The organism is Leisingera sp. ANG-M7 (assembly GCF_000813965.1).
In the GTDB taxonomy this organism is placed as follows: domain Bacteria; phylum Pseudomonadota; class Alphaproteobacteria; order Rhodobacterales; family Rhodobacteraceae; genus Leisingera.
In genome coordinates, this window is record NZ_JWLI01000008.1 from 76,326 (window position 1) to 100,639 (window position 24,314).

Consider the following 24,314-nt stretch of genomic DNA (forward strand, 5'->3'; position numbering starts at 1 on the left):
GCGAGGCAATGCGGTTGCGGGACAGAATTGCGCGACAAATGCTGTTTGCGGCCATCCTGGTTGCAAGTGATCGGTATGTCGGTCGCATGATCCACGCGATCCGCACCGCGCCGATGGATGAAAAGACGCAAGCGCTGATCGAGCGTTCCATGCGTCCAGAGTAGGAGCGAGGGCGCATGGCAGACTGGCCGCACACAATTCCTCATGACCTGAAGCGCATGCTCGAAACGAGGTCTGGCTTTCGTGACGCCCCAAGTGATCAGGATCTCTGGGGAGTGTTCAAGGAATGGCTCGAGCGGCACCAGGTTGAAGCTCCGCAGGGCTTGCCTGCCGCGCCTGAAGCCGCAACACCGAGCCTCGGCCACACGACGCCATACTGAAAGCACCCAGTAGCCCAACAGGGGCCTATGGGTGGGAATTCCGCCAGAGGTTGAAGCACACTTATTGCGCGATCTTGTTCCAAAAGCGAGCAAGGGCGCCCGAATGTCTCAACCAATCATCAACAAGAGCATATCGCTTGGCACAGTGCTGAGCCTTGCCACGATCCTTACTTCCCTGGCTTTCGCCTGGGGCCAATTCAATACGCGCATGTCCGTGACCGAGGCGACGATCAAGCGGCTCGAGGGGCAGGTCGTTGCGTTGGATGATTTCCAGCGCCTTGAGGATCAGCTCGACAGTATCGGCCCGCGTCTGCGGCAGGTGGAACAGCGCATCAGCGCGCAGGATGCCACGCTCGACCGCATTCTCGAAACCCTTGTCGATATCCGTGTGCGGCTTGATCGCCGAGCCGGTCCGGCGCCCGGCTATTTCCCTGAAAACCAATAGGAGGCGGATATGAAACTCATACCGAATTGGAAATCTGTTCTGGCCGGTTCGTGGTCGGTGCGGCTGATGGTGATTGCAGCGCTGGTGTCAATGGGTGGCGCATTCATCAGTATGGTGACCGCAGAGCAACTGGGTTGGGACCCGGTCTGGTTCGCGGCGGCTGCCGCGGTTCTGAACACGTTAGCCGTTCCCGCGCGCCTGATAGTTCAGACCAATCTCGAAGCCCTGAAGGACTTCAGAGCCGATACCAGCGGCGCAGTGCGACGGCGCGGGCTGGCCGGAATGACCGCGGGTGCCCTGGTGATCGCGATGGCAACGCCGTTTATTGCCAAATGGGAAGGTGTGCGGACTGTGGCATATGTCGATATCGTCGGCGTGCCCACAATTTGCTTCGGGGACACTCACGGCGTGCAGATCGGTGACACGGCCACAATGGCTGAATGCGTCGACCGGCTCGAGCAAGACGTTCATACCTTCTATGCCGAAATATCGCCGTGCATGACGAATAAGGGCATCCCTTTGGGTGTTCAGGCGTCCATGCTGGAACTTGCTTTCAATGTTGGCTCCGGGCCGGTGTGCCAGTCGACGATGATGCGAAAGGCCAACGCTGGCGATTATGTGGGTGCCTGCAATGAGTTGCGGCGTTGGGTTAAGGCGGGCGGCCAACGTATCCGCGGCCTCGAGAACCGGCGAGCGGACAGCAAGCACGCATTGTGCCTTAAAGGCCTTACCTGATGTTCTGGCGTGTTTGTGCCCCCCTGTGCCTTGTTCTGGCGGCCTGCGGGTCGCCAGTGGGGCGCCTGGCCAGCCTTGCCACGGGGGCGCCCAATGTGGCCGCCAACGTGCAGGCTGGTCGCACGAATGCGCAGACCATTGGCCAGACGGTGGTAACCGAGCAAAGGCTGACCCGGCCGCAAGCCCGCACCATTGAACAAAGCGCTGGCCGTACCAGCGTGCGCAGCGAGGCGGTTCAGACCGTTGTGGTGAGGGAAGATCCGCCGCCATGGCTGCTGCTGGTCGCGTTGCTGGGTTGGCTGTTGCCGACGCCAGCACAGATCGGCGCAAGCGTTGTGGCAGGCTTCGGCAGGGTGATAAAAATGGGTCCCTCCTAGGGCGGGGCGTCACGTGGGTAGCAGGATACGCAGAAAATTATGTGTGCGTGCCGCCGGGGATAGGGGTTGTTTATTATTTAGCTCGCGCAAGCGGCTGAAAGAAAACACCTAATCCGGCTCAAGAAGTAAAAATGCGCGCCTGTGCGCAGTGGTACAGTTTTCTATTTGATTGGGGCGCAAGTGGCTGGAAAGAATAAGAAATCGCGCGGCAGAGAAGTAAACCGCGCCGAGCTTGCCGAATTCAACGGCGTCTCGCTGCCGACCATCGACGATTGGGTGCGGCGCGGCTGCCCGGTGGTGCAGCGCGGCGGGCGGGGGCGGGCCTGGATTTTCAACACGGCTGAGGTTCGCAGCTGGCGGGACGACGATATCCGTGCCCAGTCGAGCCATACCACGAACGCAAACAAAGACGAACTGCAGCTGAGAAAACTGGCAGCGGAAACGGAACAAGCGGAACTCGATCTGGCCAAGGCCAAAGACGAGGTTGTCCCGGTCGAGCAATACGAGCGCGCGCTCACGAAAGCTTTTGGCGAGGTGCGGGCCAGCCTGCGAAACGTGCTGCCCCAGCGGGCGGCGCGCCGTCTCATGGGGGAAACTGACGAAACCCGCTTCAAGGACGTTATGCGCGAGGAAGTCGATCATGCCCTTGCGGGACTGGCCGACCGGGACCTTGTCGAAGAAACGGATCTGTTTCTTGGCGAAAATGAAGACGGCGAAGGCGAGGGGGCGGAAGGTGAGTGAACGCCCGGGCTGATTTTTCCAACGCCCGCGCGGTTGTCCGCGCGACCCGCCGCGCGCGGGAATTCTTGCGGCCACCGCCGAATCTGAAACCCTCCGAATGGGCTGAGGCGAATATCAATATCCCGGTCGGCAATGCCGTTCCGGGCAAAATGCGGTTTGATAATGCCCCGTATCAGAGGGAAGTGGTCGACATGACCGCGAACCCGCGGTGCGACCGTATCACGCTGATGTGGGGCGCCCAGGTCGGGAAGACACAAACCGCACTTGCCGCGCAGGCCTACCGGATCGGGTTCAACCCTGTTTCCCAAATGATGATGCAGCCCAGCCAGGGCGACCTGACAACCTGGCTCGAAACCAAGTTCAACCCGATGGTCGACGCGAACGAAGGACTGCAGAATGTTTTGGCCAAACCGCGCGGCCGGGACGGGGTGAACAACCAGCGCATGAAGAGTTACCCGGGCGGGTTTCTCATGTTCAGCTGGGCAGGATCGCCGAGAACGATGCGCGGCCGGTCGGCGCCGTTCATCGTGTGCGATGAGACAGACGGCTATGACCGCACAACCGAGGGGCACCCGGTCGGGCTTCTGTGGCAGCGTGCGGCTACCTTTGGTGATCAAAAGCTCCTGCTGGAAATCAGCACGCCGACCATCAAGGGTGAGAGCTGGATCGAGACCGCCTTTCTGGAAGGCGACCAGCGCTATTTCCATGTGGTCTGCCCACACTGCGGGCATATCCAAACCCTGAAATGGTCGCAGGTTACCTGGTGCAAAGACGAAAACGGCGAGCACCTGCCGGAGACGGCCACCTATCTTTGCGAGGGAGAGGGCTGCGGCACCGCCTGGAATGACGGGCAGCGCTGCGCCGCGATCCGCAACGCGGAGAAACAGGGCGGCGGCTGGATTGCTAAGAAGCCATTTCGCGGCCACGCCTCCTATCACTTGTCCGAACTCTACAGCTGCTTTCGCTACCTGAAAGACATTGTGCAGTCCTTCCTGGACAAGAAGGCAGCGAACGACCTGCAGACCTTTGTGAACGTGTCGCTGGCCGAGACCTGGGAAGAAGAGGGCGACCAGCTCGAGTCCTCTGTGCTGATGGCGCGGGCCAAGGAATTCACGGCGCCGGTCCCGATGGGGGCGGGCGTTTTGACGGCTGGCATTGACATGCAGAATGACCGGCTCGAGGTGGAAATCGTCGGCTGGGGGCTGGGCGACGAGTCCTGGTCTGTCGACTACAAGGTTCTGTGGGGCGATCCGCTGCAGCAGGACGTATGGGACGAACTGGACGAACTGCTTGCCGATACCTGGGAGCATGAAAGCGGCGCCGAGCTTCGGATCTCCGCCGCATGCCTGGACACCGGCGGCGAGGGCGGGCGGACACAGGCAGCCTATGACTATGCCCGGAAACGTCTGGGGCGGAAGGTCTGGGCGATCAAGGGGGTTGGCGGCTGGGGGCGCCCGATTGTGACCCAGCCCAGCAAAGTAAAGCAGCGCGGGGTTCGTCCGGTTTGGCTGCATTCGATTGGCGTGGACGAGGCGAAAGTCGTAGTCGCCCAGAATGCGCGCATCCCTGAGCCCGGCCCGGGGCATTGCCATTTCCCGCTTGGCCGCGACCCGGCCTGGTATGACATGTTCACCGCGGAAACCCTGCGAACCAAATACATCAAGGGTTTCCCTATCCGGGAATGGCACAATGTCCGCCCCCGGAATGAAGCCTTCGACTGCCGTGTTTATGCATATGCCGCGCTGCGGATTCTGCGCCCTAACATCAAGCGCGTTTTGAAGGGGCTGGAAGAACAGGGCCAGGAGATTGAGCAGGAGGCCGAAACCGTTGCCGAGGCAGAGGCCGGGGAAAATCCGCCAGAGGAACTGCGCGCGCCCACGGAGGAAACTCCGAAAAAGCGCCGACGTTTGAAGACCAAGAAAAGAAGGCGGCGCCGCAGCGACGAATAGGGCGAAAACGTGGGCGCAATTCCTGCCGAAATCGGTGCCGGGGTAACCTTCCGGCAAACAGTTTGCCTGCCGGTTCATCCGGCGCCGGATTGGTCGGTTACGCTGATCATGCGCGGCGCCAGTCAAATCGACTTGCCCGGAACAGGGCAGGCAGAGAACCACGAGCTGCACGCGCTCGCCAGCGTCACTAAGGATTGGTTGCCGGGACACTACCGGTATGAGCTGCGGGCCGTTTCGGGTGACGATGTGGTGACCGTGGAAACGGGCGAAGTGCGTGTCGCTCCTGATCTTATGGCCCAGGCCGCAGGCTATGACGGGCGCGACCATGTGCGCCGGGTTCTGGATGCTATCGAGGCGGTGATCGAGAACCGCGCAACCATCGACCAGCAGAGTTACCAGATCAACAACCGCTCGCTGCAGCGAACCCCTCTGGGCGAGCTTCTAAAGCTGCGCACCCAGTACCGTGCCGAACTTGCTGGCAAGAAGGCCGCCAAGAACGGGCGCAGGTTCGGGCGCATGATCAAGGTGCGAATGACATGATCCTGAATTGGTTCAGCAGATCGGCGCCAGCTGCCGACCCGGAACCGCAGCGCCGCGCTCCGCCAATGCTGTCGCCGCCCCGCCGCCGCGGCACGCGCATGTTTCAGGCAGCCGAAACCGACCGGCTTACAACCGGTTGGACAAGCAACCCAATGCCAGCGGATCAGATCATTCGCCGGAATTGGCGGGTGCTGGTCGCGCGTTCGCGGGAGCAGTCTGCCAATAACGACTATGCCAAAGCCTTCAAGCGCAGCGCCCGGCGCAACCTGATTGGCCAGCGCGGCTTTGTTCTGCAGGCCCAGGCACGTGACGGAAAGGGCAAGCTCGACAGCGGTGCGAATACAGCCTTGGAACGCGCTTGGGGTGACTGGTGCCGCGGGCGGAACTGCGATGTGAAAGGGCGTCGGTCTTTCCGGCAGATCCAGAAAACTCTGGTCAATGGCCTCTGCACTGACGGCGAGTTTATGGTGCGCTTTGTCTATGGGCGCGATGCCGGGCCGTGGGGATTTGCTTTGCAGGTTCTCGATCCGGTGCTCTGCCCGGTGGATTTTGACGAAGACCGGCGGCCAGGCGGCGGCTTCATCCGCGCTGGCATCGAATACACCAAGCTTGGCCGCCCAGTTGCCTACTACTTCACCACCTTGGACCAGTCCCAGGCCGACTATCATTATTCTGGCCGGGCCTTTGTCCGGGTGCCTGCAGACGAGATCGTCCATTGGTTCGAAGAGGATTTTGTCGGCCAGAAACGCGGTTTGCCGTGGATGGCGACGGCACTGCTGCGCATGCGGCAGCTGGGGGATTTTGAAAAAAGCGCCCTGAACAATGCCCGGGAAAGCGCTAAGAAATTCGGCGTGATTGAATGGGCCGAAGGATACGGGCCCTCCGACGCCGATGAAGAAGACGAAGAAGACGGCGACGAGCTGCGCGAATTTGAGATCGAAAGCGAGGACGGCGTCTATCAGGAATTGCCTATGGGCGCGCGCCTGAAAGGCACGCAAACCGCATATCCAAATGGCGAAATGGCGGTGTTTTCCAAGCACCAGTTGCGCGGCATCGCAACCGGTTTGGGCGTAGCCTACAACGACCTGGCCAATGACCTTGAGGGAGTGAACCTTTCGAGCATCCGGCATGGTGTGCTGAGCGAGCGAGATCACTGGCAGGAACTGCAGGAAAGCCTGATCGAGGCCTTTGCCATCCCGGTATATGAGCGCTGGCTCGAGGTGGCCCTCCTGCGGCAGCGGATCACCCTGGATAACGGTTCAGCCCTTCCTGCGGCAAAGCGGTCGAAGTTCCTTACCGTGATGTTCCAAGCCCGCCGGTGGCAGTGGATCGACCCAGCAAAGGACGTGAAGGCCGACGCTGACGCGGTCGAAAACATGTTCAAGTCCCGTGGTCAGGTGATCCGGGAACGCGGCCGGGACCCGCGGGAAGTCTATGCGGAGATCGCGGCAGATATCGAAGACATGCGCGCCGCCGGAATCTCCGAGGAAATCATCACGGCGCTAGTCACAGCAAAATCAAAAGGAGGGCAGGGCAATGGCAAGCAAGCCAACCCAGCAGCCGGAAAAGCCGGTGAAGGGGCCGACGAAGGAAATCAGGACGGCAGCTGACCTGGTCGGCCGTTCGCTGACCCGGGAACTGACCGCGGAGCAGATCAACGCGCGCGGCGAAGGCGGCGGCCTGCGGCGCATGGGTGAAGTGCGCGAGATCGACGAGGGCAAGCGCACGGTCGAACTCGCATTTTCCAGCACCCTGCCGGTACGCCGCTGGTTCGGAGAGGAAGTTCTTTCGCACGAAGCAGATGCCGTGAACCTTGAGCGGCTGAACGACGGTGGCGCGTTGCTGGTCAGCCATGACTGGGATGATCAGATCGGGGTGGTGGAAAGTGCGCGGGTTGACGCTGACGGCGTCGGCCGGGCGATGGTCCGGTTTGGTCAGAGCGTGCGGGCCCAGGAGATCTTTCAGGACGTGGTCGACGGTATCCGGCGCCATGTTTCGGTGGGTTACAAGGTTCACACCATCAAAGAGGAAATTCGCGAGGGCCAGCCCAACCTGGTCACCGTGACCCGGTGGGAGCCTTTCGAGATTTCAATCGTGGCTGTTCCGGCCGACCCAAGCGTCGGCGTGGGCCGCGAATTGGAAATTCCGCCAGAGGGCGGCGAGGCCGCAGGCGGGCAGACTGCGGGGGAAGATGCAGGCGCGGCGGAACGGTCCGCGGGCAATCAGCAAAGGGAAAACGAGATGAAAACGATCATCACCCGCGATGCGCACGGCAACAAGGTCCGCGCAAAAGTGGATGAAAACGGCAATATCGTCGAAGTGCTGGAAGTGCTGGAACGTGCCGATAGCGGCGCAGCTGGCGGCGCTGGCGGTAACGATGGCGGTCAGAGCGAGGCGGCGCTGGTAGAGCGTGGCCGTGAACAGGAGCGCACCCGTGTACGCGAGCTGAACGAACTGGGCGCCGAGTACGGTGCCCCGGAGCTGGCCCAGCGGATGATTGCGGAGGGGCGCGGCGTTCAGGAAATGCGCGACGGGCTGCTTGATCACCTGCATCAGCGCAGCACCGAAAACCGCCAGATTACCGAGCGCGCTGGCGTCGGTCTGACCGATGGCGAAGCGGACCAGTTCTCGTTCCTGCGCGCTATCCGGGCTTTGGCCAACCCGACCGACCGGGCGGCCCAGGAAGCCGCAGCCTTTGAATTCGAGGCGTCCGACGCTGCTGCGGAAGCCCAGGGCCGGGACGCCCAGGGGATCATGGTGCCGATTGACGTGCTGATGCGTGCGCCGCTCAATACCGGCAGCGGCGGTGCGACGGCTGCAGACACCGGTGGCAACGCCATTGCAAACCCGCTGCTGACTCAGAGCTTTATCCAGATGCTGCGCAATCAGACAATTCTGCTGCGCTTGGCGACCCCGCTTATGGGGCTTGTCGGCAACCCGGATATTCCGACACAGGAAGGCGGAGCCACCGGCTACTGGATTGGTGAAGACGACGAGGCGGCCGAGGATCTGCTGAGCCTGGGCCAGCGTCAGTTCTCTCCGAAGACCGTGGCGGCCTATTCGGAGATCACCCGGCGCACCCTGAAACAGACCAGCATGGATATCGAGGCGCTGGTCCGCAGTGACCTTGCCCTCGCGACTGGCACCTCCCTCGACTATGCCGGGTTCTACGGAACCGGCACCGGTGATCAGCCGTTGGGCATTGCCAACACCAACGGTGTGAACGTGGTGGATTTCGGCGGCGCGGCCTCCGGCGGCGGGACCGCAATGCCCACCTGGAAAGAAGTGATCCAGATGGAAAGCGACATTGCAGCTGCGAATGCAGATGTGAACCGCATGGCCTATGTCCAGAACGCCAAAATGCGCGGCCACTTCAAGAGCACCCAGAAGTTCGATGGCACCAACGGCTCGCCGATCTGGGAGAACGACAACACCGTGAACGGCTACCGCGGCGAGGTCACCAACCAGATCAAGGACGGCGACGTCTTCCACGGCGATTTCGGCAACGTCCTGGTCGGCATGTGGGGCGGGCTCGATATCACCGTCGACCCCTATACCCACAGCCGCCGCGGCCGCCTGCGGATCGTGTGCATGCAGGACGCTGACTATGTTCTGCGCCACCCGGCGGGCCTCTGCTACGGCACCGACGCCAGCTAACTGGCGCTAATCCTGCGCTCTGGCCCGAACCGGGCCGGAGGGTCTATTCCCCAATCGAGGATTGAAAAATGAGCGACCAGAAAAAGGCTCCGAAATCGAAATACACCGTGACCAGTGCTTTCATCTGGGACGGCGGTATCAAGAAGCCCAAAGACACCGTCGAACTGACCAAGACTGAAGCGCATGGCCTGATCAAGCGCGGCAAGATCGAAGAGCCGAAACGCGGCCGGGGCAAACAGGCCGAAGCCAGCGACGACTGATGGCCGGGCCTGCCTGGGAAACCCCCGACGCCTTCCTGCAGCTTGACGATTTTGCCACCTTGGCAACCGTCACGCCGCGGGAAGGCGTTTCCCGTGATATCAGGGGCATTTTTGACGAACCCTATTTCAACACGCAAATCGGGGAATACGAGGCCGACGCGGCCCAGCCGCGGCTGACCTGCAAGGCGTCGGACGTTGCCGATTTGTCGGCTAAGGATGGGGTCGAGATCGACGGCCGGTCCTATCTGCTGGTGACCGGGCCGCAGGCTGATGGAACTGGTTTTGCGGTGCTGATCCTGGCGGCGGTAGACTGAAACCATGCTGGCTTTTGATTTTGACGCCCGCGAGCTGAAGCGCATCGCCGATGAGTTCAAGGCCAGCGAAAAAGACCTGCAATATGCCTATTCGCGGGCATTGCGCAGGACCGCCCAGACCATGAAAACCCGCGCCCGCAAAGGCCTGCGCACAGAGCTGAAGTTGCGCACCGCCGCGGAGTTGCGCCGCCGCCTGCAGGGTTTCAGGTTCAAGCGTGGAAAAGGCCTGGGGGAAGTCAAAATGTGGTTTGGCCTGAACGATATGCGGGTGTCGGCTTTCAAGGGCCGGGCGTCCCTAACTGGCGCCGGTGCGGCCTTTGCGGGCCAAGATTTCCCCGGTGCGTTCATCGCCAGGAACGCCAAAGGCCGACCGACTGTCATGAGGCGCGCAACGCAAAAGGCCTACCCGATACGGGAGGAACGTATGGCCATCGAAGACAAGGCACAGATCTACATCGAGGACGAGGTTTTCGACGAGATCGAAGAGGTGTTTTTCAAGCACTTTCGGGCGGAGGTGCGGGCGCGCACGCTCTACAACGTGGGGAAAGGGTAAGGCATGGCCAACAATCTCGACTTGGACGCATTGCACGAGGCTATCCTCGATAAGATACGAGATCAGTTCCCGGTACTTCTGACCGTCGAAGACTATGAAGCCGACCGCAAGAAACTGAACGTGCCAGCAGTTCTGCTCGAGCTGGTTGATATGGAAGCGTCTCCCGATGGTGATGGCGGCAGCGGGCAGCTGCCGGTGGTGAGCAAGTGGGCCGCACGGGTGGTGTTCGGTTTCGAGCAGGTGAACGTCAAGCGTGAGGTCCGCAAGCTGGCCGGTGCGCTGGGAGTTTTTGTGCATCAGAACCGCTGGGGGCAGCCGGTGAGCCCAGCTAGTGTCACAATCATCGGGCCGGATGCATTCGACCCTGATTTTGACCGGTTTGAAGTCTGGGCGGTTGAATGGGATCAAAAGCTTGATCTGGGCGAAAACGTCTGGACCGGCGAGGGTGTTACCCCGGGTGTGGTAAAGATCGGTTTCGCGCCCAAAATCGGGCCAGGCAACGAGGCAGATTATAGCGATCTGCCAGGCGGTGCCGCATGAGCTACAGTGCGGCGCGTGGTGAGCAAATGCGCGAGGGGATCGTCCGTTTTGGCGTGGTGACCGCGGTTGATGCAGGGGCCGCTCGCGCAAAGGTGTCGTTTGGTGGCGATAGTGTGAGTGGCTGGCTGCCTTGGAAAGCGGAAAGGGCTGCCGCAATCTCAGTCTGGGCTCCGGTGAGCATTGGCGAACAGGTGATCGTCGTCTCCGAATCCGGCGACACTGCAAATGGCGTCATTCTCGGTTCGGTGTTCAGTGACGGCAACCCTGGCGCCGGATCGAGTGAGGCCATGCACAGGGTAAAAATCGGGCTGTCCTCGATCACGATCACAGCGAGCGCGATTACACTTTCGAGCAATGGATCGACGCTGGTACTGGATGCAGCGGGGATCTCGCTCAATGGTGCAGGGATTGACTTGAACTGATGCCGGGGATTTCTCGCATAGGGCAGGACGCCGCGGGCGGCACTATCGTCGAGGCTCTGGCGCCGACTGTTCGCGTAAATGGGAGCGCCGTTGCGGTGCTGGGCTGCGCGGTAGCCCCTCACGGGCTGGGTGCGCATGCAGGTCCGGTTATGGCCACTGCCAGCGGCACCGTCTTTGCCGAGGGCATCGCAGTTTGCAGGCAAGGTGACCTGGCGTCCTGCGGACATGCAGCAAGCGGCTCCGGCAACGTGTCGGCAGGAGGTTAGGGAAAACCGCCAGAGGTTTCGGGGGCGGTTCCGGGATGATGCTTGGGCATGCTTGGAATCGACGCCACAACCGGGAAAAGCCTGTCTGGCCTTGATCACCTGCGCCAGTCGGTGCGGGATATTCTGACCACGCCTATCGGAACCCGTGTAATGCGGCGGAACTACGGCAGCCGCCTGTACAGCCTGGTTGACGAACCGATGAATGACGCAACCCGGCTGGAAATGATGGCTGCCACCTATGAGGCGTTGGAAACCTGGGAGCCGCGCCTTCAGCTGGATCAAATCAGCGTGGAAATGCCAGAGCCGGGCAATGTTCTGGTGTCGCTGCAGGGGGTATATCTCCCGGACGGCCAGCCAATCACCCTTGACGGAATAGAGGTGCGCTGATGGCTGGGGGATTTTCCGCTGTCGACCTTTCCCAATTGCCTGCCCCGGATGCGGTTCAGGTGGTGGACTATGAGGCAACGCTCGCTGAAATGCTGGCAGACCTTCGGGCGCGGGCGCCAGCCTTTGACGCCCTTGTAGAAAGTGACCCAGCTTACAAGCTCTTGGAGCTTGGAGCCTATTTCAAGGTTCTCCTGCTGCAGCGTGTGAACGATGCCGCGCGGGCAGTTATGCCAGCCTATGCGATAGGTGCTGATTTGGACCAGATCGCAGCGCGCTACGGGGTTGCGCGGCTTGTGATCGATGCGGGTGACCCGGAAGCGCTGCCGCCGGTTCCGTCGGTTCTTGAGAGTGACTCCGATTTTCGCCGCCGGATGCTGTTAGCCTTTGAAGGGCTGAGCGCCGCGGGGCCGATTGGGGCCTACATCTTTCACGCGCTGGGCGCCGACCCGGACGTCGCCGATGCCAGTGTCCAAAGCCCGGCACCCGGCGAAGTTCTGATTTCCGTTCTGTCCCGTACCGCCGATGGCGCCGCCGGTGCAGCGCTGGTTTCCGCCGTTGAGGCTGCGGTCAATGCGGATGATGTGCGGCCGCTCTGTGATCTGGTGACTGTTCAAGCTGCTGAAATCGTCACCTATTCGATCAGCGCCTCTCTGACCGTCTATCCTGGCCCGGATAGCGAGGTGGTGAGAGCCGCGGCTGAGAAGGCTGCCCAAGCCTACGCCGACGCCCAGCACCGGCTGGGCCGCGATGTGACGCTTTCGGGCCTGTACGCGGCGCTGCATCAGCCTGGGGTGCAAAACGTGGTCCTGGCATCCCCTGCCGCGGACGTAGCCGTTAATGACGGCCAGGCGACCTATTGCAATGGGGTTGCCGTAACCGTGGGGGGCACAGGTGTCTGACAGTCTGCTGCCCCATAATGCAACTGAGGAAGAGCGGGCGCTCGAGGCGGTTTTGCGTGAGGCCTTTGCTCTGCCTGTGCTTCTGCGGGAAGTCTGGAACCCGGACAATTGCCCGGCGGAGCTTCTTCCCTGGCTGGCCGGTGCGTTCTCTGTTGATGATTGGGACCCGGGCTGGTCGGACGAAGCGAAGCGAAACGCAATCCGCCAAGCCTTTTCAGTGCATCAAAAAAAGGGAACCGTAGGCGCGGTAAAACAGGCTGTGGCCGCAGCGGGATATGGTGACGCAACCGTAGTTGAGCGTCATGGCTGGGAGACCTATGACGGTTCCTTTTTGTTCGACGGTGCAATCACCTACGACGAGCCCGACCATTGGGCGGAATACCGCGTTTACCTGTCCCGGCCGATCACGGTGGAACAGGCCGCCCAGGTCAGGGAGATCCTGAAAAGCACCGCACCGGCCAGGTGCCACCTCAAAGGGCTGTTCTACGAGCAGGCCCTGAACCTTTATGACGCCCGGATCACCTATGACGGGCAATTCACTCATGGAGTAGCATGATGGCAGGACTGCCGGAGAACCCGAATTGGGAAGCCGAAATCTACCAGATTGAAACGACCGACCCGGTTGTCGGCGGCCCGCCAAACCTTGCGCAGGGGCAGGGTATTGCCAATGCAGCGCAGCAGCAACTCGCCAACCGCACAGCCTGGCTGAAAGCGGAAGTTGAAGCGCTGGGCTTGAGTAAGGCAGACGTTGCTGAGCTCGATGCCCGGATTTCGGCCCTGCTGAACGGTGCCCCCGCTGCCTTGGATACGCTGAAAGAGCTTTCCGACGCCATCACCGGCAATGACGACGAAATCGCCGCAATGGTTGGCAATATTGCGGGAAAGCTGGATGCGTCAGCCTTTACCGGTGCCGCGGTTCTGGCGTTGCTGTTGGCTGAAAGCCATCCCTTTTTCCGAACCGATACCGCTTATCAATTCTCCAACTTTGGTGGCATCAAAAGAATTTTCGCCGGTTGGACTGATACCGGAAACCGGTTTTGGTTTGCGCCCCGAAGGGCTGACGACAGCGGTTGGGATGCGCCCGCTGAGTTCGGTTTTGACCGGGACAATGACCGCTGGTACAGCAAGGCTCCATTCTCGGTTCCCTCGCTCGTGGGAAATCCGACCATCGACCGTTTTGCCCGTCTGGATGCCAAGCGTTCCGGTTCGGACTATCAAAATGCCGCACTCGTTTTGGGTGCGCCAAGGGGTGACACTGCTGATGGTGCCACCACTCAAGGCCGGGGACTTCTGGCAGCCCTTGGTAAGAACGCAGGCACGTCTGCGGGGCCTGTTTGGCTGGCGTCACGGTCTTCAGGGATCACCGAGGACCATACGGATGATGATATTAAGGGATACAATGGCTTTGGCATCCGTCTGGACGATCAGGCTGTCGAGTTCTGGCGCAACGATGTGCTTGTACTGCGGGTTGGCAACGACGGCAGTTTGAAACTTACCGGGCAGGCCGGGGCAGTTCAGTCTTTTGCGATGGGCACACCGCCTGCTGGCTGGCTGGAATGCAACGGGGCCGCCATCTCCCGCACGGCCTATGCCGATTTGTTTGCCAAGATCGGAACCCTTTACGGCGCGGGCGACGGTGCCACGACCTTCAACATTCCTGACTATCGCGGTGAATTCCTCAGGGGCTGGGACAATGGGCGAGGCATAGACGGTGGCCGGGCGATGGGTAGCTTGCAGGATCACGCGTTGCAGCATCACGGCCACAGCTATTTGCGGCCGCGATTGAGCAGCGACACCGACCGTGGCACTGGGGGCGGGTCTCTCTGGTCGATTGACGAAAGCGAAACCGTAGCGACCGGCGGTATCGACAGCGGAAACGCCGCCAGCGAAACGCGCCCGCGCAACCGCGCGGTGCTGTACTGCATCAAATACTGAGGGCATTCCCATGACCAAGATTTTTCATTTCGACCCGGTGACTGGTGAATATGCAGGTGAAGAGGATGCCCGGCCTGATCCGATGGCCGGCCAACTGGACGGCGACGGCAATGAGCTGCTGTCTGCCGACGCGGTGCTTGTGCCGGGCTTTGCCACGCTGATTGAACCTATGGCCGCAAGAGTCGGGTTTGCCCGTGTCTTTGCCGATGCGGCTTGGAGCGAGGTTGAAGACCATCGCGGCAAGACCCTATGGACTGCCGAAGGCGAGGCACGGGAGATTTCCTCCCTGGGGCCGCTGCCCGGAGGCCTGCTGACGGAAAAACCAGTATTGCCGACCTATCCAGACTTAGAGGCCGCGATTGCAGCCATGCTGGGCTGGATCAACGATTTTGCAGCCACCCTTACTGCGGCCATGCCGGAGGCCGAGGTGCGTTCTCTGCCTGTCAAGGCTACCGCAGCTCGTGCTTACCTGGCGGGGGACGCAACTCCGGAGCAGCTGGCCATGCTGCAGGCGGAGGTTGATCTGACCAGTGAGGCCCTGGCAGATCTTGCTGCAGAGATCGTGGCGAACGCTGACCGTGACGATCAGGTTAACGCCCGGATTTCGGGCCTGCGCCGCTCGCTGAAGTCGCAGCTCGAATCCGCAGCTGATGCGTTCGCCTATGAAACGATCCTTGAGGCGGGCAAGCAGCAAGCACTGACCATGGCCTCTGACCTGGGTATCGCACCTCCGTCCTAACCCCGCCTTTGGGAAATCCGCCAGAGGGATCAGTTTGCCGCTCTGGGCATAGTTTTTGTCAAACGCAGATACAGCGAGGGCAAAAATGTCTGGATTTCTCCACGGCGTCGAGGTGATCGAGATTGACACGGGCCCGCGCCCGATCCGTACAATCCGCACCGGCGTTATCGGTATTGTCGGCACGGCCCCGCAGGCTGATGCCGACGCTTTCCCGTTGAATACCCCGGTTCTGGTCGCTGGCAGCCGCACTGAAGCCGCCAAGCTCGACACTACCGCGGATGGCACCGGCGGCGGCACGCTGCCCGGCGCGATGGATGGTATTTTCGACCAGATCGGCGCGGTGGTTATCGTGGTCCGGGTCGACGAGGGGGCCGACGAAGCCGCCACTCTGGCCAATGTGATAGGTGGTGTGAACTCGGGCAATGGCCAGTTTGAGGGTGTGCATGCTCTGGCAGGTGCCGAAAGCGTTGTTGGTCATTCCCCGCGCATTCTTTGCGCGCCCGGCTGGACCCACCAGCGCCCGGAAGACACCGGCAACCCGGGAACCTATCTGGCAAACCCGGTTGTTGCGGAGCTGGAAGGGATCGCCGACCGCATGGGGGCTGTGGTTGTCGCTGATGGCCCGAACACCACCGATGCCGCTGCGCAGACCTATGCAGCCGACTGGGGAACCACAGGCCGTATTTACGTGGTCGACCCTTGGGTGAAGGTTGCGGCAAGCGACGGCAGTATTGTCGACGAACCTGCATCGGCCCGCGTGGCTGGCGTGATCGCCCGCACCGACAACGACAAAGGCTTCTGGAAATCGCCCTCGAATGAGGGGATCACCGGCATCATCGGCACGTCACGGCCGGTTGATTTCAAACTGGGCGACCAGTCGAGCCGGGCCAACCTGCTGAACGAAAACAATGTCACCACGATCATTCGCCAGAACGGGTTCCGGCTCTGGGGTAACCGGGTGCCGACCGCAGACCCGAAATGGCAGTTTATCAGCGTGCGCCGCACGGCTGATGTTCTGAATGACAGCATCCAGCGCGCGCATCTGTGGGCCGTCGACCGGGCAATCACCAAAACCTACATCGAAGAGGTTGCCGAGGGCGTGAATGGCTACATCGCGGGGCTGGTTGCACAGGGGGCGCTGCTGGGAGGCAAGTGCTGGGGCGACCCGGACTTGAACACCGCGGCCAGCATTCAAAACGGTCAGGTGTGGTTCAACTTCGATTTCACGCCGCCCTATCCGGCTGAGCGGGTCACCTTCCGCTCGCACCTCACCAACGACTATATCGCGGAGGCTCTGGCATAATGGCTATCACCGACATTCTGAAGGCCTTTAACCTTTTCGTTGATGGCCACGGCCACGCGGGCAAGATGGGCGACTATACACCGCCCAGCCCTTCTATCGCCGCCGAGGAATACCGGGCAGGCGGGATGGATGGCCCCGTCGATATCGACATGGGACAGGAGAAAATGACCACCTCCTTTGTCCTGCGGAACTACAGCGCGACTGTGCTGTCCCTCTGGGGTGTTGCGCCGGGCCGCCTGATCCAAGTCACCGCGCGCGGCTCTCTGGAAAGCGAAGACGGCACCGTAAAGGCGGTGGTGCACAATATCCGGGGCAAGATCCTGCAGGGCGACCGGGGCACCTGGTCGCCGGGGCAGTCCGCCTCGCTGACCGTCAATATGTCGGTCGAATACTTCAAGGAAACCATCGACGGCCAGGTCACCACCGAGGTCGACGTTATCAACATGGTGCGGATCGTGGGAGGCGTGGATCAGCTCGCCGAACGCCGGGCCGCGCTTGGCATCTAAGGAGAACCCATGGAACGCAAACTGCCCGAATATTTGAAGCTGGACAGCAGCGGCGAGGAAGACCGTATCACGGTGACCCTTTTGAAGGGCGTTAAGGTGGATGGTGAAGCCCGCAAATCGCTGACCCTGCGGGAGCCGTCTGTCGGCGACAACATCGCCGCCCGGGATATGGCAAACAAGGACAATGCAATGTCCGAGGTGGTTCTGATCGCCAACCTGGCCGAGGTTCCGGCCGAGGCAATCCAAGCCGCCAAGATGCGCGATTACAGCCGCCTGCAGGAGGCGCTGGATTTTTTGAATGGCTGAAGCCTGAAACCGCGCGCGCTGGTGTCTTGCTGCTGGCGCGTGCGACTGGCTGGTCACATGCCGAAATCACCGCAATGAGCGCAAGCCGTCTAACCTGGTGGCTGAGGGGGCTGGATGAAAAAGCAACGTCTTAGCGCCGATATCACCATTGGCGGCGTTCTCGAAAAATCCTTCAAGAAGAACATCGGCCTGATCCGCTCCGGCTTTGAGAGTGTCGGAGACAGCATCAAGTCTGTGAAGGCGCGGCAGAAAGAACTGTCGCGCCAGCGCGCGGATCTGATCAAACAGGGCAAATCTGTTGATGCCCTGGATCGCGAATACGAAGACCTTGAGCGTACCCTCGAGCAGCTGGTCAGAAAACAGCGCCGCTGGGAGCGTGCCATGAGGGACAGCAGGCGCGTCGGCGAATCCTTCGGGCGAATGACCGAGAACGTGGGCCGCCTCAGCCGTCGGATGGCGCTGGGCGTTGCAGCCGCCGGTGCCGGGATCTTCACACTGGCGAGCTCAACCGCGAAGTACGGCGACGACGTAGCAAAGACGGCGGGCAAGCTTGGTATTGGCATCGAAGCGCTTCAGGAATACCGATATGCTGCTGAGCGGTCTGGGGTTTCGGTCAGCACCTTCGATAGCTCCCTTACGGCTATGCAAAAGCGGCTGGGGGAGGCTGCCAAGGGCACCGGTGCCGCAAAGAAGGCGCTGGATCAGATCGGACTGAGCGCAAATGACCTTGTTCGCATGGGGCCAGAGCAGGCTTTGGCTGCCATTTCCGACAAGCTGAACAAGATCGAGAGCCCGGCCGAACGGGCCGCGCTGGCTGCGGCGCTGTTCAGCCGGTCGGGTATAGGCATGGTCAACATGCTGGGTAGCGGTTCTGAGGCGCTGGAACAGCTGCGCAAGGATGCCCGGCGCACCGGGTATGTGCTGAGCGAAGAGGCCGCACGGGATGCGGAGAAATTTGCGGATGCGCAGCTTGACGCGCAGCTGACCATTAAGGGGTTGAAGAACACCATCGGCGCTGAGCTGATGCCGGTAGTGACCCGGTCCATGAAGCAATTCAGTGCCTGGGCCATCGAAAACCGCGAAGACATTAAGGCGTTTGCCGAGACCGCGGCCAACAAGATTGAGGCCGCGCTGCCGGTGATTGGCCAAATCGTCGAGGGGATGGGCAAAGTATCCAGCCAGGTCGGCGCTGTGGCATCCAGGGTTGCCCAGATGGTCGGCGGCTGGGAGAACTTCGGCGTGATCATCGGCGCGGTGCTCGCGGGCAAAACGATTGCCAGCATTGCGAGCTTCGGTATCGCTGTCGGGCGCCTGGGTGTGTCCCTGGTTAGTCTTACGGGTGTGCTGCCTCTTGTGGCTGGCGGCATCAAAGCCATAGGTGCTGCATTGCTGGCGAACCCGATTGGCCTGACCGTGGCGGCCATCGCCGGTTCAGCTGTCTTGATTTACCAGAACTGGGACAAAGTCGGCCCGTGGTTCGGCGAACTATGGGGCGGCGTGCGCGCCACCTTTGAAGGTGTCAGCGGATTCATTGGCGGGGTCTGGCGCGGGGATTGGGAAGCCGCGGCCGATGGTGCACGCAAAGCCTGGGGCGGGATCAAAGGCTACTATTCCACCCTATGGGACGGCGTCGGCGCGGTGTTCAAGGCCACCTGGGAGAATGTGATCCGGCCGGTAACTGACGCCTTGGGCTGGACTGATGGCATTGTCTCCGCGTGGGAGAACGTCAAAACCGGCCTGAAAACGGTTCTGGATTGGCTGGGACAGAAATTCGACTGGCTGATGGGTAAGCTGCAGCCTGTCATTGAAAAACTGACTTGGCTTCGGGATAAGGGCGCTAGTGCTGTTAACGGCATAAAGGATATCGGTTCCAGTATTGGGGGTATCTTCAGCAGCGGAGACGACGCGCCAGAAACGCAAAGTGCTGCCAGAAACACTGTCAACGGCCGCGCCGCCCCCATGCATATCTCTGGATCGTTCCTGGGCGGTGATATCGGCCGCGGCTTTCGTCGTGTCGGAGAGCAAGGGCCGGAAACGATCTGGAACTCGAAAGGGGCATATGTCGCGCACGCTGGCGCCACTGAGCGGCTGGCGCAGCTGGCGGCGCGGGCAGAGCCCATGCTTGCCGCACTGGGCGGAGGGCTGCAGAGAGCGATGGAACAGGCGCAGGCCGCTGTTGCAGCGTCAGTTCCCCAGGCACCGGCCGCAGGGGGGCAGGCCGCGCCGGTAGTCCAGCATATCCAGATCCACGCGACGCACCTGACGGTTACCCAGATTGCCGATGAATTGGAACGCCGGGGGCGCATGGCCCGTTCCGGGGCACTCTATGATGCGGCGCACGATTACGGCCAGTATGGGGGCGGGTGATGGCAGGCAGAATGATGCAGCTGGGCGCCTATCAGTTCAGCCTGGACGATGCCGCATATCAGCGGCTCTATCGTTCCACGGAATACCGCTGGGGCGCCATTGAACGTATGGGCAAGCATGACGCCCTGCAGTTCACCGGGCTGGGCGCTGACACAATGACATTGCAAGGTACCATTTACCCGCATTTCCGGGGAGGGTTGGGACAGGTCGACAAGATGCGGCTTTCGGCATCCCTTGGCATTCCTCTGCCGCTGATCGCGGGCACCGGCAAAGTGCTGGGGCTGTGGGTGATCGAACGGGTGGGCGAAAGCCAGCGCACCTTTGCCGAACAGGGTGCGCCATTGCGGCAAGATTTCACGATCAGCATCAGGAGATATGATGGCGGACTCCGCAGTCTCTTACCGTTCTAAGGACGGCGACACGGTCGACGAAATTGTCTGGCGCTACTACGGAAACCAGGTGCGTGGGGCTTTGGAGATTGTGCTCGAGGCAAACCCGGGCCTGGCGGATCTTGGACCGGTCCTACCGGTTGGTACATCTGTTCAGCTGCCGGAAATCGAAACCCCGAAAGAGGCGGAAAGCGTGAGCCTATGGGATTGACGGATTTTCGCCCCCTCATGCGGGTAGAGGTCGACGGCAAGGATATCACCGGCATTCTTGCACCACGCCTTTCGAGCCTGACGCTGACAGACGCCGCTGGGGTGCAGTCGGACCAGGTGCAGATTGTTCTGAGCGACACGGGGACGTTTGACCGGCTCAAAGAGCCGCGCCAGGGGGCCGAAATCAAGGTCTGGCTGGGGCACGCCTTCAATCTGAAGTTCATGGGCCTTTTCATCGCCGACGCCTTCGAACTGCATGGGCGGCCGGATACCATTGTGATCACCGGCAGCGCGTCAGTAAATGGGACCACCACAAGCGGCAAAACCGCTCTGACAGACCAGAAGAAACGCAGTTGGCCGCAGGGAACAACCATCGCGGCGATGGTCGGCAAAATCGCTGGCGAACACGGGTTGCAGGCGTTGGTTGCTCAGAGCCTGGGGAACATCGCACTGCCTCACATAGATCAGATCGACGAGAGTGACATAAACCTCTTGTCCCGGGTGGCCCGCGATCTGGACGCAATCGCAAAGCCTGGCAACGGCCGCCTGATCATGGCGCGGCGCGGGGAAAGCCTCACGGCATCCGGCAAGCCGATGCCCGTTCTGTCGATCACCGAACGCGGTGTAAGCCGCTGGGGCTATCGGAACACCCTGCGGGAAAAGATCGGTTCCGTAGTGGCGGCCTATCAAGATCTCGCTCAAGGCAGCCAGCAGGAATGCACGGCGGGCGAGGGCGCACCGGTGCAGCGTTTGAAACGGCGTTTCCCTGACAAGGCAACGGCACAACGGGCGGCTGACACAGAGCTGCGCCGATTGCGCCGCGCTGGGCGCTCGCTATCGATCGATTTGAAAGGCGACCCGGATGCCAAGGCAGAGGCGGTGCTGCAGGCTGCTGGCTTCAGGTCTTACATCGACGGGCCCTGGCTGATTACCAGGGCCACGCATTCTCTGGACAGCGGCGGGTATCGCACCAGTATCGAGGCGGAGCCGCTGGAATAGCTGTTTCCCACGTTCTGCAGGTGTTTTCGCTTTGTCTTGGGAAATTTTTAGGCCAAGCGTTTGAAAACGCCTGGTTTCCATCAGCCTTGAAAACCGTTGAACGTGAGAGCGTTCCCAGGGTTCGAATCCCTGTCTCCCCGCCACTAAATCACGAAAACGGCAATTCTCTCCTGAGCCTGACCTGGCTTTTGAACCGGGCAGTTTGCTCTGCTTCGGGCTTTCCGCCTGATTGTTCCCGGATATTCCAAGGTGGCCTGAGCTCCAATTTTCCTTCACGCCTGAGGGATGCCTTGGGCCTGTTTCGACGGCGTTACCCGGCCAGTCTGTCACTCACCGCCTTCTGCGCAAGGTCTGCGGCGCCGGGTCTGGTGCAGTGCACAGGCCGGAGAAGCGCGGGTTAGAGGCAGGCGAAGCAGGGGTAAGCCATAGATTTCTTTCTCCTGCGCTGAGGATGTGAACATTCTCCCCTCTAGAGCCGGCAGGGCGATGGCGCCGGCGGAAGATGCAGGAAAGGTTTGGACATGGCGATCGAAAAAACTGATACGCTGGTTGTCGGTGCTGGTCAGGCCGGGGTGGCCATGAGCGAACACCTGACCAGTCATGGCGTGCCGCATCTGGTGCTGGAAAAGAACCGGATTGCCGAGGCCTGGCGCACTGGCCGCTGGGACTCGCTGGTGGCGAACGGCCCGGCCTGGCACGACCGTTTTCCGAACCTTGAGTTCACGGATACCGATCCGGAAGCCTTTGCCGGGAAGGAACGTATTGCGGATTATTTCGTTGAATACGCCGGGCGTTTCAACGCCCCGATCCGGACCGGTGTCGAAGTGACCAGGGCCGAGCGTATCAAGGGCACCGGCGGTTTCCGGGTCGAGACCTCAAAGGGCGTGATCGAAGCGAAGCGCATTGTTGCCGCCACCGGCGCCTTTCAGCACCCCGTTATCCCGCCGCTGGTGCCGGAAGGCGCAGAGGTGAACCAGCTTCATTCCTTTCACTACCGCAATCCGGAACAGCTGCCCGAAGGCGCGGTGCTGGTGGTCGGCGCGGGGTCATCCGGTGCGCAGATCGCCGATGAGCTGAACCGGGCAGGCCGCAAGGTTTATCTTTCGGTGGGGCCGCACGATCGCCCGCCGCGGATGTACCGGGGACGCGACTTTGTCTGGTGGCTGGGGGTGCTGGGCCTGTGGGATCAGGCCGCGCTGGAGCCGGGCAAGGAGCATGTGACGATCTCCGTCAGCGGGGCCTATGGCGGTCAGACCATGGATTTCCGCCGCCTGGCAGGCGAGGGGGTGACGCTGCTGGGTCTGACAGAGTCCTATGAAAACGGGGTCATGAATTTCGCCGGCGATCTGCAGGACAATATTGCAGCAGGCGACGCGGACTACCTGAAGATGCTGGATCTTGCGGATGCCTATGCCGAACGCACCGGCATTGAGTTGCCTGAGGAGCCGGAAGCCCGCAAGGCCTTCCCCGATCCGGACAGTCTGACAAACCCGATCCGCGCACTCGACCTGGAAAACGAAGGTATCACAACCATTCTTTGGGCCACCGGGTTCCGTCAGGATTTCTCGTGGATGCACGTCGATGCCTTTGACGGGACCGGCCGCCCGCAGCATCAGCGCGGCGTGTCCGCGGAGCCGGGGATCTACTTCCTCGGCCTGCCCTGGCAGTCGCGCCGCGGCTCGACCTTCATCTGGGGGGTCTGGCATGATGCCAAGCATGTGGCCGACCAGATCGCCATCCAGCGCCATTACGAAGGCTACCGCGCGCCTGATGAGGCCTGACCTTCCGGTTCGCAGCAGCACATGACAGTTGTGCCGGTCAGCACAGGTTTTGACCGGACACGCCATCCCGCCAGGCCAGGAGGACACCATGGCTCATACCCGTATCCGCAAGTTCAACACCAAGATCACCTACCCGGAACAGAACCTCGACAACGACCTGTGCCAGGCGGTGGTAACGCAGGGCGGCAAGACTGTCTATTTGCGCGGCCAATGCCCGCAGAACCTGGACGATGCGAAGAACATCGACAGCCACGATCCGGTGGAGCAGACCCATAAGGTGATGCAAAACATCAGGCAGCTGATCGAAGAGTGCGGCGGCACAATGGAGCATCTGGTGAAGGTGGTTGTTTACATCACCGATGTGCGCCACCGCGAGGCGGTTTACCGCACCATGGGCGAATACATCAAAGGGGTGCACCCGGTGTCGACCGGCCTGGTTGTGCAGGCGCTGGCACGGCCCGAGTGGCTGGTGGAGATCGACGGCACCGCGGTTATTCCGGACTGATCCGGAAGCGGGAAGGGGGCTGTCTGCCCCCTCTTGAGCCTGCGGCTCAATTCACCCCCGAGGATATTTCCGGCCAGATGAAGAACGGGTCCGTTTCCAATGGCTGTTGAGGAGGAAAGACGATGACATTTTCGCTTGTGGCGCGCTGCGCGGAAACGGGCATGTTCGGGGTGGCGATTTCGTCCTCCTCGCCGGCGGTGGCGGCGCGCTGTTCCTTTGCGCGGGCGGGTGTTGGTGCGGTCGCAAGCCAGAATGTGACCGACCCAAGTCTCGGTCCCCTGGCACTCGACCTGATGGAGCAGGGCTTGAGCGCGGCTGAGGCGGTGGCGGAGATTCAGCGGCGCGGCAGGTTCATTGAATACCGGCAAGTGCTGGCCGTAGACAAAAGCGGCGGCACTGCCATTCACTCCGGACCGAACTCTCTGGGCATCTGGACGCAGGCAGAAGGCCAGGATGTGGCCTCGGGCGGCAACTTGCTGGCCAACGATGGCGTCTGCCAGGCCATTGTGGACGGGTTCGCGGCTTCAACCGGCCATCTTGGCGACCGGCTGATTGCCTCCATGCGGGCCGGGCTGGCGGCAGGCGGCGAGGCCGGGCCGGTGCATTCGGCAGGCATGAAAATCGTCGACAAGGTGAGCTGGCCTGTGGCCGACCTGCGCTGCGATTGGTCTGAGGACTGCCCGATCGAGAACATTGCCATGGCCTGGGACATCTACAAGCCGCAGCTGGATGCCTACGTCCAGCGCGCGCTCGACCCGCGCGAGGCGCCGTCCTACGGCGTGCCGGGCGACGAATAATCAGGAGAGAGA

31 protein-coding genes are annotated in these 24,314 nt (G+C 61.4%); all 31 read left to right on the top strand.

The annotated features are described in order from the left end of the window. Positions 1-8: 8 nt before the first annotated feature. Complete coding sequence (locus tag RA26_RS22980; protein ID WP_193747613.1) at positions 9-164, top strand: hypothetical protein; 156 nt, start codon at positions 9-11, stop codon at positions 162-164. Between the two features lie 12 nt (positions 165-176). Further along, entirely contained in the window at positions 177-380 is a 204-nt protein-coding gene (locus RA26_RS22640) for a hypothetical protein (protein ID WP_152612599.1), read from the top strand. Between the two features lie 103 nt (positions 381-483). Further along, on the top strand, positions 484-825 hold the full coding sequence (locus RA26_RS12475) for a hypothetical protein (protein WP_039184083.1): 342 nt from the start codon (positions 484-486) through the stop codon (positions 823-825). Positions 826-834: 9 nt separating this feature from the next. Further along, entirely contained in the window at positions 835-1,560 is a 726-nt protein-coding gene (locus tag RA26_RS23080; RefSeq protein WP_052272403.1) for a lysozyme, read from the top strand. After that, entirely contained in the window at positions 1,560-1,937 is a 378-nt protein-coding gene (locus RA26_RS12485) for a bacteriophage spanin2 family protein (RefSeq protein WP_052272404.1), read from the top strand. The genes RA26_RS23080 and RA26_RS12485 overlap by 1 nt, the downstream gene beginning before the upstream one ends. A 180-nt stretch (positions 1,938-2,117) precedes the next feature. Beyond that, positions 2,118-2,678, top strand: a complete 561-nt coding sequence (locus RA26_RS12490) for a terminase small subunit (RefSeq protein ID WP_052272413.1) — start codon at positions 2,118-2,120, stop codon at positions 2,676-2,678. Further along, positions 2,675-4,627 (top strand): phage terminase large subunit family protein, encoded by a 1,953-nt coding sequence (locus RA26_RS12495; protein WP_039184084.1) that lies wholly within the window; start codon positions 2,675-2,677, stop codon positions 4,625-4,627. The genes RA26_RS12490 and RA26_RS12495 overlap by 4 nt, the downstream gene beginning before the upstream one ends. Positions 4,628-4,636: 9 nt before the next feature. Next, positions 4,637-5,167: a hypothetical protein gene (locus RA26_RS12500; protein WP_039184085.1), complete on the top strand. Its 531-nt coding sequence runs from the start codon at positions 4,637-4,639 to the stop codon at positions 5,165-5,167. 98 nt (positions 5,168-5,265) lie between these two features. Then, positions 5,266-6,777: a phage portal protein gene (locus RA26_RS12505; RefSeq protein WP_275041642.1), complete on the top strand. Its 1,512-nt coding sequence runs from the start codon at positions 5,266-5,268 to the stop codon at positions 6,775-6,777. Further along, positions 6,704-8,824, top strand: coding sequence for a phage major capsid protein (locus RA26_RS12510; RefSeq protein ID WP_241482640.1), 2,121 nt, complete (start codon positions 6,704-6,706; stop codon positions 8,822-8,824). Before RA26_RS12505 ends, RA26_RS12510 begins: the two co-directional genes overlap by 74 nt. A 68-nt stretch (positions 8,825-8,892) precedes the next feature. Next, the gene (locus RA26_RS12515; protein WP_039184087.1) at positions 8,893-9,084 is read left to right on the top strand and encodes a hypothetical protein; all 192 of its coding nucleotides are present in this window, start codon (positions 8,893-8,895) and stop codon (positions 9,082-9,084) included. Continuing rightward, positions 9,084-9,398 carry a head-tail joining protein gene (locus tag RA26_RS12520; protein ID WP_039184088.1) on the top strand — a complete coding sequence of 105 codons (315 nt, stop codon included), beginning with the start codon at positions 9,084-9,086 and terminating at the stop codon, positions 9,396-9,398. The genes RA26_RS12515 and RA26_RS12520 overlap by 1 nt, the downstream gene beginning before the upstream one ends. Before the next feature lie 4 nt (positions 9,399-9,402). After that, the gene (locus tag RA26_RS12525) at positions 9,403-9,951 is read left to right on the top strand and encodes a hypothetical protein (RefSeq protein WP_039184089.1); all 549 of its coding nucleotides are present in this window, start codon (positions 9,403-9,405) and stop codon (positions 9,949-9,951) included. 3 nt (positions 9,952-9,954) lie between these two features. After that, positions 9,955-10,491 carry a hypothetical protein gene (locus tag RA26_RS12530; RefSeq protein ID WP_039184090.1) on the top strand — a complete coding sequence of 179 codons (537 nt, stop codon included), beginning with the start codon at positions 9,955-9,957 and terminating at the stop codon, positions 10,489-10,491. Beyond that, positions 10,488-10,913 (top strand): phage baseplate assembly protein V, encoded by a 426-nt coding sequence (locus RA26_RS12535; protein WP_039184091.1) that lies wholly within the window; start codon positions 10,488-10,490, stop codon positions 10,911-10,913. Before RA26_RS12530 ends, RA26_RS12535 begins: the two co-directional genes overlap by 4 nt. Then, entirely contained in the window at positions 10,913-11,179 is a 267-nt protein-coding gene (locus RA26_RS22420) for a PAAR domain-containing protein (protein ID WP_039184092.1), read from the top strand. The genes RA26_RS12535 and RA26_RS22420 overlap by 1 nt, the downstream gene beginning before the upstream one ends. A 48-nt stretch (positions 11,180-11,227) precedes the next feature. Then, positions 11,228-11,566, top strand: coding sequence for a GPW/gp25 family protein (locus RA26_RS12545; RefSeq protein ID WP_039184093.1), 339 nt, complete (start codon positions 11,228-11,230; stop codon positions 11,564-11,566). Further along, on the top strand, positions 11,566-12,465 hold the full coding sequence (locus RA26_RS12550) for a baseplate assembly protein (protein WP_039184094.1): 900 nt from the start codon (positions 11,566-11,568) through the stop codon (positions 12,463-12,465). Before RA26_RS12545 ends, RA26_RS12550 begins: the two co-directional genes overlap by 1 nt. Beyond that, the gene (locus tag RA26_RS12555) at positions 12,458-13,021 is read left to right on the top strand and encodes a phage tail protein I (RefSeq protein WP_039184095.1); all 564 of its coding nucleotides are present in this window, start codon (positions 12,458-12,460) and stop codon (positions 13,019-13,021) included. Before RA26_RS12550 ends, RA26_RS12555 begins: the two co-directional genes overlap by 8 nt. Then, positions 13,021-14,400: a phage tail protein gene (locus RA26_RS22120; protein ID WP_052272406.1), complete on the top strand. Its 1,380-nt coding sequence runs from the start codon at positions 13,021-13,023 to the stop codon at positions 14,398-14,400. The genes RA26_RS12555 and RA26_RS22120 overlap by 1 nt, the downstream gene beginning before the upstream one ends. A gap of 10 nt (positions 14,401-14,410) precedes the next feature. After that, positions 14,411-15,139: a hypothetical protein gene (locus RA26_RS12565; RefSeq protein ID WP_039184096.1), complete on the top strand. Its 729-nt coding sequence runs from the start codon at positions 14,411-14,413 to the stop codon at positions 15,137-15,139. Between the two features lie 85 nt (positions 15,140-15,224). Then, the gene (locus RA26_RS12570) at positions 15,225-16,442 is read left to right on the top strand and encodes a phage tail sheath subtilisin-like domain-containing protein (RefSeq protein WP_039184097.1); all 1,218 of its coding nucleotides are present in this window, start codon (positions 15,225-15,227) and stop codon (positions 16,440-16,442) included. Beyond that, positions 16,442-16,948 (top strand): phage major tail tube protein, encoded by a 507-nt coding sequence (locus RA26_RS12575; protein ID WP_039184098.1) that lies wholly within the window; start codon positions 16,442-16,444, stop codon positions 16,946-16,948. The genes RA26_RS12570 and RA26_RS12575 overlap by 1 nt, the downstream gene beginning before the upstream one ends. A 9-nt stretch (positions 16,949-16,957) precedes the next feature. After that, positions 16,958-17,254, top strand: coding sequence for a phage tail assembly protein (locus RA26_RS12580; protein ID WP_052272407.1), 297 nt, complete (start codon positions 16,958-16,960; stop codon positions 17,252-17,254). Positions 17,255-17,368: 114 nt separating this feature from the next. Continuing rightward, a complete protein-coding gene (locus RA26_RS12585; protein WP_039184100.1) occupies positions 17,369-19,621 on the top strand; it encodes a phage tail length tape measure protein in 2,253 nt (750 codons plus the stop codon). Next, complete coding sequence (locus RA26_RS12590) at positions 19,621-20,031, top strand: phage tail protein (RefSeq protein ID WP_039184102.1); 411 nt, start codon at positions 19,621-19,623, stop codon at positions 20,029-20,031. Before RA26_RS12585 ends, RA26_RS12590 begins: the two co-directional genes overlap by 1 nt. Further along, positions 20,000-20,221: a tail protein X gene (locus tag RA26_RS12595; RefSeq protein WP_039184103.1), complete on the top strand. Its 222-nt coding sequence runs from the start codon at positions 20,000-20,002 to the stop codon at positions 20,219-20,221. The genes RA26_RS12590 and RA26_RS12595 overlap by 32 nt, the downstream gene beginning before the upstream one ends. A 17-nt stretch (positions 20,222-20,238) precedes the next feature. Beyond that, a complete protein-coding gene (locus tag RA26_RS12600; protein WP_241482641.1) occupies positions 20,239-21,219 on the top strand; it encodes a phage late control D family protein in 981 nt (326 codons plus the stop codon). A 521-nt stretch (positions 21,220-21,740) separates the two neighbouring features. Continuing rightward, a complete protein-coding gene (locus tag RA26_RS12605; protein ID WP_039184106.1) occupies positions 21,741-23,000 on the top strand; it encodes a flavin-containing monooxygenase in 1,260 nt (419 codons plus the stop codon). 88 nt (positions 23,001-23,088) lie between these two features. Beyond that, positions 23,089-23,505, top strand: a complete 417-nt coding sequence (locus RA26_RS12610) for a RidA family protein (RefSeq protein WP_039184108.1) — start codon at positions 23,089-23,091, stop codon at positions 23,503-23,505. 122 nt (positions 23,506-23,627) lie between these two features. Beyond that, positions 23,628-24,302, top strand: coding sequence for a DUF1028 domain-containing protein (locus RA26_RS12615; protein ID WP_039184109.1), 675 nt, complete (start codon positions 23,628-23,630; stop codon positions 24,300-24,302). Positions 24,303-24,314 lie beyond the last annotated feature (12 nt).

Coding starts and splice junctions, on each gene's coding strand:
- RA26_RS22980 (WP_193747613.1), top strand. CDS start 9: ATGCGGTTGCGGGACAGAATTGCGCGACAAATGCTGTTTGCGGCCATC.
- RA26_RS22640 (WP_152612599.1), top strand. CDS start 177: ATGGCAGACTGGCCGCACACAATTCCTCATGACCTGAAGCGCATGCTC.
- RA26_RS12475 (WP_039184083.1), top strand. CDS start 484: ATGTCTCAACCAATCATCAACAAGAGCATATCGCTTGGCACAGTGCTG.
- RA26_RS23080 (WP_052272403.1), top strand. CDS start 835: ATGAAACTCATACCGAATTGGAAATCTGTTCTGGCCGGTTCGTGGTCG.
- RA26_RS12485 (WP_052272404.1), top strand. CDS start 1,560: ATGTTCTGGCGTGTTTGTGCCCCCCTGTGCCTTGTTCTGGCGGCCTGC.
- RA26_RS12505 (WP_275041642.1), top strand. CDS start 5,266: ATGTTTCAGGCAGCCGAAACCGACCGGCTTACAACCGGTTGGACAAGC.
- RA26_RS12510 (WP_241482640.1), top strand. CDS start 6,704: ATGGCAAGCAAGCCAACCCAGCAGCCGGAAAAGCCGGTGAAGGGGCCG.
- RA26_RS12515 (WP_039184087.1), top strand. CDS start 8,893: ATGAGCGACCAGAAAAAGGCTCCGAAATCGAAATACACCGTGACCAGT.
- RA26_RS12520 (WP_039184088.1), top strand. CDS start 9,084: ATGGCCGGGCCTGCCTGGGAAACCCCCGACGCCTTCCTGCAGCTTGAC.
- RA26_RS12525 (WP_039184089.1), top strand. CDS start 9,403: ATGCTGGCTTTTGATTTTGACGCCCGCGAGCTGAAGCGCATCGCCGAT.
- RA26_RS12530 (WP_039184090.1), top strand. CDS start 9,955: ATGGCCAACAATCTCGACTTGGACGCATTGCACGAGGCTATCCTCGAT.
- RA26_RS12535 (WP_039184091.1), top strand. CDS start 10,488: ATGAGCTACAGTGCGGCGCGTGGTGAGCAAATGCGCGAGGGGATCGTC.
- RA26_RS22420 (WP_039184092.1), top strand. CDS start 10,913: ATGCCGGGGATTTCTCGCATAGGGCAGGACGCCGCGGGCGGCACTATC.
- RA26_RS12545 (WP_039184093.1), top strand. CDS start 11,228: ATGCTTGGAATCGACGCCACAACCGGGAAAAGCCTGTCTGGCCTTGAT.
- RA26_RS12550 (WP_039184094.1), top strand. CDS start 11,566: ATGGCTGGGGGATTTTCCGCTGTCGACCTTTCCCAATTGCCTGCCCCG.
- RA26_RS22120 (WP_052272406.1), top strand. CDS start 13,021: ATGGCAGGACTGCCGGAGAACCCGAATTGGGAAGCCGAAATCTACCAG.
- RA26_RS12565 (WP_039184096.1), top strand. CDS start 14,411: ATGACCAAGATTTTTCATTTCGACCCGGTGACTGGTGAATATGCAGGT.
- RA26_RS12570 (WP_039184097.1), top strand. CDS start 15,225: ATGTCTGGATTTCTCCACGGCGTCGAGGTGATCGAGATTGACACGGGC.
- RA26_RS12575 (WP_039184098.1), top strand. CDS start 16,442: ATGGCTATCACCGACATTCTGAAGGCCTTTAACCTTTTCGTTGATGGC.
- RA26_RS12580 (WP_052272407.1), top strand. CDS start 16,958: ATGGAACGCAAACTGCCCGAATATTTGAAGCTGGACAGCAGCGGCGAG.
- RA26_RS12585 (WP_039184100.1), top strand. CDS start 17,369: ATGAAAAAGCAACGTCTTAGCGCCGATATCACCATTGGCGGCGTTCTC.
- RA26_RS12590 (WP_039184102.1), top strand. CDS start 19,621: ATGGCAGGCAGAATGATGCAGCTGGGCGCCTATCAGTTCAGCCTGGAC.
- RA26_RS12595 (WP_039184103.1), top strand. CDS start 20,000: ATGGCGGACTCCGCAGTCTCTTACCGTTCTAAGGACGGCGACACGGTC.
- RA26_RS12600 (WP_241482641.1), top strand. CDS start 20,239: ATGCGGGTAGAGGTCGACGGCAAGGATATCACCGGCATTCTTGCACCA.
- RA26_RS12605 (WP_039184106.1), top strand. CDS start 21,741: ATGGCGATCGAAAAAACTGATACGCTGGTTGTCGGTGCTGGTCAGGCC.
- RA26_RS12610 (WP_039184108.1), top strand. CDS start 23,089: ATGGCTCATACCCGTATCCGCAAGTTCAACACCAAGATCACCTACCCG.
- RA26_RS12615 (WP_039184109.1), top strand. CDS start 23,628: ATGACATTTTCGCTTGTGGCGCGCTGCGCGGAAACGGGCATGTTCGGG.